At 60.4% G+C, this 12,057-nt stretch carries 8 protein-coding genes; 7 read left to right on the top strand and 1 reads right to left on the bottom strand.

Annotated features, from left to right (window positions below; translation table 11 throughout):
• Positions 1–45: 45 nt before the first annotated feature.
• From nusA to BV82_RS23135, 7 genes are all read left to right on the top strand, one after another.
• The gene (gene nusA / locus BV82_RS23165) at positions 46–1,527 is read left to right on the top strand and encodes a transcription termination factor NusA (protein WP_010222981.1); all 1,482 of its coding nucleotides are present in this window, start codon (positions 46–48) and stop codon (positions 1,525–1,527) included.
• A 27-nt stretch (positions 1,528–1,554) separates the two neighbouring features.
• Positions 1,555–4,065: a translation initiation factor IF-2 gene (infB, locus tag BV82_RS23160; protein WP_010222982.1), complete on the top strand. Its 2,511-nt coding sequence runs from the start codon at positions 1,555–1,557 to the stop codon at positions 4,063–4,065.
• A 121-nt stretch (positions 4,066–4,186) separates the two neighbouring features.
• Positions 4,187–4,588, top strand: coding sequence for a 30S ribosome-binding factor RbfA (gene rbfA, locus BV82_RS23155; protein ID WP_010222983.1), 402 nt, complete (start codon positions 4,187–4,189; stop codon positions 4,586–4,588).
• 3 nt (positions 4,589–4,591) lie between these two features.
• Entirely contained in the window at positions 4,592–5,509 is a 918-nt protein-coding gene (gene truB / locus BV82_RS23150) for a tRNA pseudouridine(55) synthase TruB (protein ID WP_036996919.1), read from the top strand.
• A gap of 153 nt (positions 5,510–5,662) precedes the next feature.
• The gene (rpsO, locus tag BV82_RS23145; protein WP_036996916.1) at positions 5,663–5,932 is read left to right on the top strand and encodes a 30S ribosomal protein S15; all 270 of its coding nucleotides are present in this window, start codon (positions 5,663–5,665) and stop codon (positions 5,930–5,932) included.
• Positions 5,933–6,182: 250 nt separating this feature from the next.
• Positions 6,183–8,288 carry a polyribonucleotide nucleotidyltransferase gene (pnp, locus tag BV82_RS23140; RefSeq protein ID WP_010222986.1) on the top strand — a complete coding sequence of 702 codons (2,106 nt, stop codon included), beginning with the start codon at positions 6,183–6,185 and terminating at the stop codon, positions 8,286–8,288.
• 258 nt (positions 8,289–8,546) lie between these two features.
• Positions 8,547–8,897 carry a BON domain-containing protein gene (locus BV82_RS23135; protein WP_010222987.1) on the top strand — a complete coding sequence of 117 codons (351 nt, stop codon included), beginning with the start codon at positions 8,547–8,549 and terminating at the stop codon, positions 8,895–8,897.
• A 145-nt stretch (positions 8,898–9,042) separates the two neighbouring features.
• Here BV82_RS23135 and BV82_RS23130 read toward each other — a convergent pair whose 3' ends face one another.
• The gene (locus tag BV82_RS23130; protein ID WP_437127810.1) at positions 9,043–12,024 is read right to left on the bottom strand and encodes a DUF748 domain-containing protein; all 2,982 of its coding nucleotides are present in this window, start codon (positions 12,022–12,024) and stop codon (positions 9,043–9,045) included.
• Between the last annotated feature and the right edge of the window lie 33 nt (positions 12,025–12,057).

The raw sequence follows: 12,057 nt of genomic DNA, 5'->3' as shown, positions 1-12,057 counted from the left end.
CGCGGACCGCGCGGATCCAATGGCTTGCGAAAGGCGAGGCGTACGATGAGCAAAGAAGTACTGCTGGTTGTTGAGTCGGTATCCAACGAAAAGGGCGTACCGGCCGGCGTGATTTTTGAAGCGCTGGAAGTGGCTCTGGCCACTGCAACCAAAAAACGTTTTGACGACGAAGTCGACCTGCGTGTGGAAATCAACCGCCACACCGGTAGCTACGAAACCTTCCGTCGCTGGACTGTCGTCGAAGAAAAGGATCTGGACGATCCGGCGATCGAAGTGTGGCCAGCGAAGATTCAGGACACCCATCCTGAAGCTAAAGTCGGTGACGTGATCGAAGAAAAGATCGAGTCGATCGAGTTCGGCCGCATTGCCGCCCAGACCGCCAAGCAAGTCATCGTCCAGAAGGTCCGTGAAGCCGAGCGCGCTCAGGTGGTAGATGCCTACCGCGAGCGTCTGGGCGAGATCATCTCCGGTACCGTCAAGAAGGTCACCCGTGACAATGTCATCGTTGACCTGGGCAACAACGCCGAAGCGTTGCTGGCCCGTGAAGACATCATCTCCCGCGAGACTTTCCGTGTGGGTGTGCGCCTGCGTGCACTGCTCAAGGAAATCCGCACCGAGAACCGCGGCCCGCAGTTGATCCTGTCGCGTACCGCGCCACAGATGCTGATCGAACTGTTCCGCATCGAAGTGCCGGAAATCGCCGAGGGCCTGATCGAAGTCATGGCCGCGTCCCGTGATCCGGGTTCGCGCGCCAAGATCGCCGTGCGCTCCAAGGACAAACGCATCGATCCGCAAGGTGCCTGTATCGGCATGCGCGGTTCGCGTGTCCAGGCCGTGTCCGGCGAACTGGGTGGTGAGCGTGTGGATATCGTCCTCTGGGACGACAACCCTGCACAATTCGTCATCAACGCCATGTCGCCGGCTGAAGTCGCGGCGATCATCGTCGATGAAGATGCCCACGCCATGGACATCGCGGTGGGTGCCGACAACCTGGCCCAGGCGATTGGCCGTGGTGGCCAGAACGTGCGCCTGGCCAGTCAGTTGACCGGCTGGACCCTGAACGTGATGACCGAATCGGACATCCAGGCCAAGCAGCAAGCTGAAACCGGTGACATCCTGCGCAACTTCATCGACGAGCTGGAAGTCGACGAAGAGCTGGCACAGGTGCTGGTCGATGAAGGCTTCACCAGCCTGGAAGAGATTGCCTACGTACCGCTGGAAGAAATGCTCAACATCGACGGCTTTGACGAAGACATCGTCAACGAGCTTCGTGCTCGCGCCAAGGATCGCCTGTTGACCAAAGCCATCGCTACTGAGGAAAAGCTGGCAGACGCCCATCCGGCCGAAGACCTGCTCTCGCTTGAGGGTATGGACAAGGATTTGGCGATGGAACTGGCGGTGCGCGGCGTAGTTACCCGCGAAGACCTGGCCGAGCAGTCGATTGATGACCTGCTCGACATCGACGGCATCGACCAAGAGCGTGCCGGCAAGTTGATCATGGCCGCCCGAGCCCACTGGTTCGAGTAATTAGGCGCGGCCTGAGGAGAGAAGTGCATGACGCAAGTCACGGTGAAAGAATTGGCCCAAGAGGTCGCTGCACCGGTAGAGCGCCTGCTGCAGCAGATGCGTGAGGCAGGTCTGCCGCACACCGACGCCGGTCAGGTAGTGACCGACAATGAGAAGCAGGCATTGCTGGCTCATTTGAAGAGCAGCCACAAGGCAAAAGTGGAAGAGCCGCGCAAGATCACCTTGCAGCGCAAAACCACCAGCACCCTGCGTGTCGCCGGTAGCAAGAGCATCAGCGTAGAAGTACGCAAGAAGAAAGTATTCGTTCAGCGCAGCCCGGAAGAAATCCAGGCCGAGCAGAAGCGCGAGCTGGAAGAGCGCCGTGCAGCCGAAAACGCTGCCCGTGAAAAAGCCGATGCCGAAGCACGTCAGCGTGCCGAGGAAGAAGCCCGTCGTCAGCCAGCCGCTGCGAACGCCGCACCGGCTGCTGCCGCGCCGGCTCCGGCTCCGGCTGCCGCGCCAGTGATCGACGCCGCCGATGCCGCACCGGCACCGGTTGCCGAGCGCAAGAAAGACGACGTCCGTCGCAGCGACAAGTCGCGTGACGACGAGCGTCGTGGCGGCGAGCGCCGTAACGAAGCGCCGCGCGTTTCGGTCAAGGTCAAGGAAAAGGAAAAGGCGCCAACCCCGCGTGCCGCTCCGCGTACCACCGACGAAGAAAGCGATGGCTTCCGTCGTGGTGGCCGTGGCAAGGGCAAGCCGAAGAAGCGCAACGCCCATGGCTTCCAGAACCCGACCGGTCCGGTTATCCGCGACGTCCAGATCGGCGAGACCATTACCGTCTCCGACCTGGCCCAGCAGATGTCGGTCAAGGCCGCTGAAGTCGTCAAGTTCATGTTCAAGCTGGGCACTCCGGTGACCATCAACCAGGTGCTCGACCAGGAGACCGCTCAACTGGTCGCCGAAGAGCTGGGCCACAAGGTCACCCTGGTCAGCGATACCGCCCTGGAAGATTCCCTGGCCGAATCGCTGAAGTTCGAAGGTGAAGCCTTCGCCCGTGCGCCGGTCGTGACCGTAATGGGCCACGTTGACCACGGTAAGACTTCGCTGCTCGACTACATCCGTCGTGCCAAGGTTGCCGCTGGCGAAGCCGGTGGTATTACCCAGCACATCGGTGCCTACCACGTGGAAACCGACCGCGGCATGGTCACCTTCCTCGACACCCCTGGTCACGCCGCGTTTACCGCCATGCGTGCCCGTGGTGCCAAGGCGACCGACATCGTGATCCTGGTGGTCGCGGCGGACGACGGCGTGATGCCGCAAACCCGCGAAGCGGTCCAGCACGCCAAGGCTGCCGGTGTTCCGCTGGTCGTTGCGGTGAACAAGATCGACAAGCCGGGTGCCGACCTCGATCGCATCCGTAACGAACTGGCCGTCGAAGGCGTCACTTCCGAGGACTGGGGTGGAGACACGCCGTTCGTCAAGGTGTCGGCGAAGATGGGTACCGGTGTCGACGAACTGCTCGAAGCCGTCCTGCTGCAAGCCGAGATCCTCGAGCTCAAGGCCACTCCATCGGCCCCGGGTCGTGGTGTGGTGGTCGAGTCGCGTCTGGACAAGGGCCGCGGCCCGGTGGCTACCGTGCTGGTTCAGGACGGTACCCTGCGTCAGGGCGACATGGTCCTGTGCGGTTCGAACTACGGCCGTGTACGGGCCATGCTCGACGAAAACGGCAAGACTGTTAAAGAAGCCGGCCCGTCGATCCCGGTCGAGATCCTCGGCCTGGATGGCACCCCGGACGCCGGTGACGAGCTGTCGGTAGTGGCTGACGAGAAGAAAGCCCGTGAAGTTGCCCTGTTCCGTCAAGGCAAGTTCCGCGAGGTCAAACTGGCTCGCGCTCACGCTGGCAAACTCGAGAACATCTTCGAGAACATGGGCCAGGAAGAGAAGAAGACCCTCAACATCGTGCTCAAGTCCGATGTTCGTGGTTCTCTCGAGGCCCTGCAGGGCTCCCTGAGTGGCCTGGGCAACGACGAAGTACAGGTTCGCGTGATCGGTGGCGGTGTCGGTGGTATCACCGAGAGCGACGCCAACCTGGCCCTGGCTTCCAATGCAGTACTGTTCGGCTTCAACGTGCGTGCCGATGCCGGCGCGCGCAAGATCGTCGAGCAGGAAGGTCTGGATATGCGTTACTACAACGTGATCTACGACATCATTGAAGACGTCAAGAAAGCCCTGACCGGTATGCTCGGCAGCGATGTTCGCGAGAACATCCTGGGTATCGCCGAAGTGCGTGACGTGTTCCGTTCGCCGAAGTTCGGCGCCATCGCCGGCTGTATGGTCGTCGAGGGTGTGGTCTACCGCAACCGTCCGATCCGCGTACTGCGCGAGGACGTGGTGATCTTCGAAGGCGAGCTGGAATCGCTGCGTCGCTTCAAGGACGATGCGTCCGAAGTACGTGCCGGCATGGAATGCGGTATCGGCGTCAAGAGCTACAACGACGTCAAGGTCGGCGACAAGATCGAAGTCTTCGAGAAAGTCCAAGTGGCTCGTACGCTCTAAGCCGCGAGCATGGGAACCGCCAATCGCCCGCCCCAGGGCGCCGCTTGGCGGCTCTGAACGCAACGCCCGGTCCGGCTCTAGCCTGGCCGGGCGTTTGCCGCTTTAGTTACAGGTAGCAAAAATGGCAAAAGAATATAGCCGTACCCAACGCATCGGCGATCAGATCCAGCGTGAGCTGGCCCAGTTGATCCGTCGTGAAGTCAAAGACCCGCGCGTCGGCGTGGTCACCATTACCGCTGTGGATGTCAGCCGCGATGTCGGCCATGCCAAGGTGTTCATCACCTCCATGGGCCAGGAAGGCGCGGAAGACATCAAGCAGACCCTCAAAGTGCTCAACGGCGCGGCCAGTTTCCTGCGTGTGCACCTGGGCAAGGAAATGCAACTGCGCAGCGTGCCGCAACTGCATTTCCACTATGACGAAAGCATCAGTCGCGGTGCCCACCTGTCGGCACTGATCGAGCGCGCCGTCGCCGAAGACAAGCTGCACCAGGCTTCCGACACGCCCCTGGACACCAAGGAGTAAGCGGTGGCTCAGGTCAAGCGTATCCGTCGTAACGTCAGCGGCATCATCCTGCTCGACAAGCCGTTGGGGTTCACCTCCAACGCCGCCCTGCAGAAGGTCCGCTGGCTACTCAACGCCGAAAAGGCCGGGCACACCGGTAGCCTCGATCCACTGGCCAGCGGCGTGCTGCCGCTGTGCTTTGGTGAGGCGACCAAGTTCTCGCAGTACCTGCTCGATTCCGACAAGGGCTACGAGACGGTCATGCAACTGGGTCAGACCACCACCACGGGCGATGCCGAAGGTGAAGTGCTGAAAACCCGTGACGTGACCGTTGGTCGCGCCGATATCGAAGCGGTTTTGCCACAATTTCGTGGTCAAATCAGTCAGATACCGCCGATGTACTCGGCCCTCAAGCGCGACGGTCAGCCACTGTACAAGCTCGCCCGTGCAGGTGAAGTAGTGGAGCGCGAGGCGCGTTCTGTTACTATTAACCGCTTGGAATTGCTCCAGTGCGAAGGCACCCGTGTTCGGCTGTCAGTCGGCTGCAGCAAAGGCACCTACATCCGCACTCTGGTCGAGGATATCGGCGAGGTGCTCGGTTGCGGAGCCTATGTCGCTGAACTGCGCCGTACGCACGCGGGTCCTTTCGAGCTGGCCCAGACCGTGACCCTCGAAGAACTCGAAGCGGTCCACGCCGAAGGTGGCAACGAAGCAGTCGATCGCTTCCTGATGCCATCGGACAGCGGTCTGCTGGACTGGCCACTGTTGCAGTTCTCCGAGCACAGTGCGTTCTACTGGCTCAATGGTCAGCCGGTCAGAGCCCCCGACGCGCCGAAGTTCGGCATGGTCCGGGTACAGGATCACAACGGTCGCTTCATCGGTATCGGTGAAGTGAGCGAAGACGGGCGCATCGCGCCTCGTCGCTTGATTCGGTCAGAATGATCGAAACCTTCAGCGTCAGGTTCAGGCCCGGCACTGGTGGTAAAGAGGATGGCTGTTAATAGGCACGGTCACGCCTCACTTTATGAATACAGGGAGCAGTCCCTGGCCTATTGGAAACCGTTTGTTCGGTTTCCCTTGATTTGGAGAAGCCAGATGGCACTCAGCGTTGAAGAAAAAGCAAAGATCGTTGCCGAATACCAGCAAGCCGCCGGTGACACCGGTAGCCCGGAAGTACAGGTTGCTCTGCTGACCGCCAACATCAACAAGCTGCAAGGCCACTTCAAGGCCAACGGCAAAGACCACCACTCCCGTCGTGGTCTGATCCGCATGGTTAACCAGCGTCGCAAGCTGCTGGACTACCTGAAAGGCAAGGACACCACTCGTTACAGCGCCCTGATCGGTCGTCTGGGTCTGCGTCGCTAATAGCGGCCTGGCCAGTGGTGTGCACGGCGTGCTGCAGTCACCAGGCGGAGCCTTTGGCCCCCGTGCTGGTGAGCACGCCTTGTGTATCTATGAGGTTGGCTGTCTGTCTCGCCTGAGCGGTTTACCGCGAGGGCAGGGCAGGCTCCCAACCTCTAGTTTTATCTGGACTGCCAACAGGGCCGATTCCCTGTGCTGCCCAAGAATTCGCAAGAACCAGTTCCCCCAGAGCCACTGAAAAAGGTAGGAAACCGTGAACCCGGTAATCAAGAAATTCCAGTTCGGTCAATCGACCGTTACCCTCGAGACGGGCCGTATTGCTCGTCAAGCGTCCGGCGCCGTATTGGTCACCGTCGACAACGATGTCACCGTACTGGTGACCGTGGTCGGTGCCAAACAGGCCGATCCAGGCAAAGGCTTCTTCCCCCTGTCCGTTCACTATCAGGAAAAGACCTACGCCGCCGGCAAGATCCCTGGTGGTTTCTTCAAGCGTGAAGGCCGTCCTTCCGAGAAAGAAACCCTGACCTCGCGTCTGATCGACCGTCCGATCCGTCCGCTGTTCCCAGAAGGCTTCATGAACGAAGTGCAGGTTGTCTGCACCGTCGTTTCCACCAGCAAGAAGACCGATCCGGACATCGCTGCGATGATCGGTACCTCGGCTGCCCTGGCCATCTCCGGCATTCCGTTCGAAGGCCCGATCGGCGCTGCTCGTGTTGCTTTCCACGAAAGCACCGGCTACCTGCTGAACCCGACCTACGAGCAACTGGCTGCCTCGAGCCTGGACATGGTCGTTGCCGGTACCTCCGACGCCGTGCTGATGGTTGAATCGGAAGCCAAAGAGCTGACCGAAGACCAGATGCTGGGCGCCGTACTGTTTGCCCACGATGAATTCCAGGCTGTGATCCAGGCTGTCAAAGAGCTGGCCGCCGAAGCTGCCAAGCCGACCTGGGACTGGAAGCCAGCCGCTGCCAACACCGAACTGCTGAACGCCATCCGTGGTGAATTCGGTGCTGCGGTTTCCGACGCCTACACCATCACCGTCAAGGCTGACCGTTACGCTCGCCTGGGCGAACTGCGCGAGCAAGTGATCGCCAAGTTCTCCGGTGAAGAAGGTCAACCTTCGGCTTCCGAAGTCAAAGAGATCTTCGGCGAAATCGAATACCGCACCGTTCGCGAAAACATCGTTAACGGCAAGCCACGTATCGATGGCCGTGACACCAAGACCGTACGTCCGCTGAACATCGAAGTCGGTGTACTGCCAAAGACCCACGGTTCGGCGCTGTTCACCCGCGGCGAAACCCAGGCCCTGGTCGTTGCGACCCTGGGTACTGCCCGTGACGCGCAACTGCTGGACACCCTCGAAGGCGAGAAGAAAGACCCCTTCATGCTGCACTACAACTTCCCGCCGTTCTCGGTGGGCGAGTGTGGTCGCATGGGCGGTGCTGGCCGTCGCGAAATCGGTCACGGCCGTCTGGCCCGTCGTTCGGTCCAGGCCATGCTGCCTGCCGCCGACGTGTTCCCGTACACCATTCGCGTCGTATCGGAAATCACCGAATCCAACGGTTCGAGCTCCATGGCTTCGGTCTGTGGTGCTTCCCTGGCCCTGATGGACGCTGGTGTACCGATGAAGGCACCGGTTGCCGGTATCGCCATGGGTCTGGTTAAAGAAGGCGAGAAATTCGCCGTCCTGACCGACATCCTCGGTGACGAAGACCACCTGGGCGACATGGACTTCAAGGTAGCCGGTACCGCCAAAGGTGTTACCGCGCTGCAGATGGACATCAAGATCAACGGCATCACCGAAGAGATCATGGAAATCGCCCTGGGCCAGGCCCTGGAAGCGCGCCTGAACATCCTCGGCCAGATGAACCAGATCATTGGTCAGTCCCGTAGCGAACTGTCGGAAAACGCTCCGACCATGATCGCCATGAAGATCGACACCGACAAGATCCGTGACGTCATCGGTAAAGGCGGCGCGACCATCCGTGCCATCTGCGAAGAAACCAAGGCTTCGATCGATATCGAAGACGACGGCTCGATCAAGATCTTCGGCGAGACCAAAGACGCTGCTGAAGCTGCTCGTCAGCGTGTTCTGAGCATCACTGCCGAGGCCGAGATCGGCAAGATCTACGTCGGTAAGGTCGAGCGCATCGTTGACTTCGGTGCCTTCGTCAACATCCTGCCTGGCAAGGACGGTCTGGTTCACATCTCCATGCTGAGCGATGCTCGTGTTGAGAAAGTGACCGACATCCTCAAAGAAGGTCAGGAAGTTGAAGTACTGGTACTGGACGTGGACAACCGCGGCCGTATCAAGCTGTCGATCAAGGACGTTGCCGCTGCCAAGGCATCCGGCGTCTAAGAACGTAGCGTAAGAAAAAGGACCCCTCGGGGTCCTTTTTTTATGCCTGTAGGCATTGTCTTGCGGACTTGCATCTTGCATGCAGGATTTTGCCACTGCGTGCAAATTGCACGATTCGGGATTTCAGCTTTATATATAACTAGCTGATTTATAAGTAAAAAAGTCAATAGCAGCAGCTGGCACAAGCCCTGCAATAGTTCTCATACCCTGCTGCCAGGACTGATGGCGCAGACTTTTCGAAAAACAGGAGTGTCTCGTATGAAGAAGTTCGCTATTGCTGCCGCTACTGCCACCGCCCTGACCCTGACCCTGGCTAATGCGGCGTTTGCCCAACAGCCTTCCCAGGCTCCGCTGACTGTTGCTGCCGGTGAAGTCACCAAAGTCAAAGAAGCGACCTCTGACACCTGGATCACCACCAAGGTCAAAGCTGACCTGGTAACCGAGAAAGGCATCCCGGGCACCGACATCAAGGTCGAAACCAACAAAGGCGTGGTCTCCCTGTCTTCCGATGTGACCTTGACCGATTCGCAGAAAGAGATGGCGGTCGCCATTGCCAAGAAGATCAAAGGCGTTCAAGCCGTCTCGGCTGATGGCCTGAAAACCAACTGAGTAGTTGCTCCCGACTCGCTGACCCTTGCAGGTTCATGCGAAAGACCAAAAGGACTTGGTCACTCAAAGCCCCGGCACTGGTTGCCGGGGCTTCTTTTTTGGGGGGGATTTGTAGGAGCGGGCTTGCCCCGCGATCGGGGTTACTTCACTCCGCGTCCAGGTGCAGCGGCGAAATCACCCGGCCATCCGTTTCGGCCTGGCCCAGGCTGGCGTCTACGAAGTACACCCGGTCATCCGCCAGTTGGCCCTTGTCCACCAGGTAGTCCTTGATGCTGCTGGCCCGGGCCTGCCCCAGCTGGCGCAGTAGCAGTGGGCTTTCGCCCCACGACTTGAGCACCGCGTCACGCAACTGGGTAGTGCGCTGCTCGCGGTCCAGCTGTTCCCATTCGGCCGGTGGCTGCTGTTTCATGCGGGCGCGGTAGATGCCTTCGAGCATCGCCGGTTTGTCGCCATCCGGCACCTTCAGGTCGGAAGCCTGGGCTGGCACCTTGTCACCGCGACGCTGGAGGATCTTGTAGTAGGTACTCTGATACTCACGCTCCAGTCGCTGCTGGGCAATCAGCGGGCCGTCGCTGCTCTGGGCGCTGGTGCCTTCGATTTCCAGGCGCAGGGCAGGGCGTTCCTTGAGTGCGGTCGCCAGCTTGTCCAGGGCGCTTTGCGCATCCGGGCTCAGGTCACTGGAGCCGGCGGCAAAGGCCACGCTCCCCAGGTCCTGGGAATCACCGCCGCTGACCAGCCCACCAATGAACTTGAAGGGCGCCTGGGCCGCACGCAGCACCAGGTTGCGCAGGGTCTGCCAGACAATCGGCATGACGCTGAACTGCGGGTCGTTGAGGTCGCCGCTCACCGGCAGCTCGATGGAGATCTTGCCGTCGGTGTCCTTGAGCAGGGCCACCGCCAGACGAATCGGCAAATCGACCGCGTCCGGGCTGTCGACCTTCTCACCCAGTTGCAGCTGCTCAACCACCACCTTGTTCTCGGCCTGGAGCTTGCCCTGGGTGATCACGTAATGCAGGTCGATGTTCAGCCGCCCTTTGCGGATACGGAACCCGGCGAACTTGCCCGAGTACGGCGTCAACGTGGTCAGCTCAACGCGTTTGAAGCTGGTGGCGATGTCCAGGGCGGCCATCGGGTCGAAGGGGTTCAGTGAACCTTTGATGGTCACTGGCGCATAGCGATCGACCTTGCCCTTGATATCGACTTTGGCAGGCTTTGGCTGACGGTTGTCGATGGTGCCGATCTGGCCATTGAGCTGCTGGATGGCCGTGGCAAAGTTGGGCGTCAGGCTGAAGTCGGCGAAGTTGGCCGAGCCGTCGTTGATGTCGATTTCACCGATGCGGATACCCAGTGGCTTCTCGGCCGGGGCCTTGGCTTTGCTTGGCGCTTTGGATTGCGCGGTGGCCGGCTGCGGGATCAGCAGGTCATCGACGTTGGTGGTGCGGTCCTCGTTGATCATGAAGCGCGCGTAAGGCTGTTTCAGGGTCACCTTGCCAATGGTCAGGGCATCACCGTGGCGGTACGACACAGCGTCGAGGTTCAGTTGCTGCCATTTGACGAAGTCGCGGTCCTTGATGGTGTCCAGCGTATGCAACTGGTTGACCTGGGCCTTGCCGTCGATGCTGAAGGCCAGCGGTGCGGTGCTCTTGAGGTCGACATTGAGGTCGCTGCCGAGCATGCCGCTGCGCAGTTCGAGGCGGATGTAGGGGCTGATGTAAGCCTGGGCGACGCGCAGGTCGATGTCCTGGGTGTTGACCTTGAGCTTGGCGGTGACGGGCGCCAGGTTCACCTCACCGGCAGCCTGCAGCTTGCCTTGTTTACCGACGCCGGTATCGAGCTTGAGGGTAAAGGGCGACTGATTGAGACTGTCGAAATTCTGCAGGTCAAGGTTCAGCGGGCCAACGTCCAGAGCCACTGGCTCTTTCTGCGAGCGGTCGGCCAGGTGTACCTGGTAATTGCGCAGTTGCACGTCCTTGAGCAGTACCTGCCATGGCTTGCTCGGCGCTTCAGCTGCGGCTTTGTCCTTGGCATCCGGCTCGGCGGTAGCGGGTTCGGCTTGCTCTTTTGGCGTGGCTTTGGCCGGCTGGCTGGCGAACAGTTTTTGCCAGTCGAGCTGGCCGTCGGACTCCAGCGCCGCCCAGGTTTCGAGCTTGTCGCTGCGGATCTTGCCGACGGTGACCAGTTGCTTGGCCAGGTCGATCGAGGTTTCGCTGACATCCAGACGCGCCAGGCGCGCCAGCGGACGGCCATCCGGGGCCTTGATGGCAAAGGGCGCGATGCTCACCGAGGCGTTGTCCAGCAGCAGCTCGGTTTCCTTGGACAGATTCAGCTTGTAGTGGGTATCGAGGCTGACCACGCCTTCTTCCAGCACCAGCGGCACGGCATCTCGGACATAGGGCCAGAAGGCTTTCATCTTGCCGTCGGTGACCTTCAGGGTACCTTCGGAGGCGATCGGTACCAGGCTGAAATTGCCGGACCAGTCGATGCGCCCGCCTGCCGGGCCATTGGCGACCAGGGTCATCTCGGTACTGTCGTCAGGCAGGGTGCTGAGGTTCTTCAGCTCCAGGTTCATCGAGTCGTAGAGGAACTCGATCGGCTCGCTCGGGCGCAGGTCCTGGAAGTGCAGGTAGCCTTCGCTGAGCTTGATGCTGCCGATACGCAGCGGGAATGGATCGCTGGCCGGCTCTTCAGGCTTGGGCTCGCTCGGTGGCAGCTTGAACAACTGAGTGAGGTTGAGGCTGCCGTCCTTGGCGAACAGCAGCTCGGTACGTGCCTTGTCCAGTTCGACCCCGTCCAGGTGCAGGGCGCCGCTCCACAGGCTGTCGAGCTGCAGGTTGGCGTACAGGCGTTCAAAACCGACCTGCTCCTTGCCCGGCTCGCCGATCTGCAGGCCCCAGAGGGTCAGTTCGAGGCTGAACGGGTTGAGCTCGATCCGCTGCAGGTGCGCAGGTACTGTGGCGTAATTGGCCAGTTGCTGGTTGACGATACGCAGGGCAACCCCTGGGAGAATCAGAAAGCCTAGCAGGCTGTACAAGGCCACTGCGGCCAGCATGGCGCCGAGGGCGCGTTTCAATCCTTTGGGCATGTGTGGCGTCGTCTGTCTCGAGCGGGAGTGGTTGGAGTATGGCACGTAAAATCGGTTCCGAAGATACCCCGAAAATTA

Source organism: Pseudomonas donghuensis (assembly GCF_000696345.2).
GTDB lineage: Bacteria > Pseudomonadota > Gammaproteobacteria > Pseudomonadales > Pseudomonadaceae > Aquipseudomonas > Aquipseudomonas donghuensis.
This window is presented reverse-complemented; position numbering and strand designations above follow the sequence as displayed.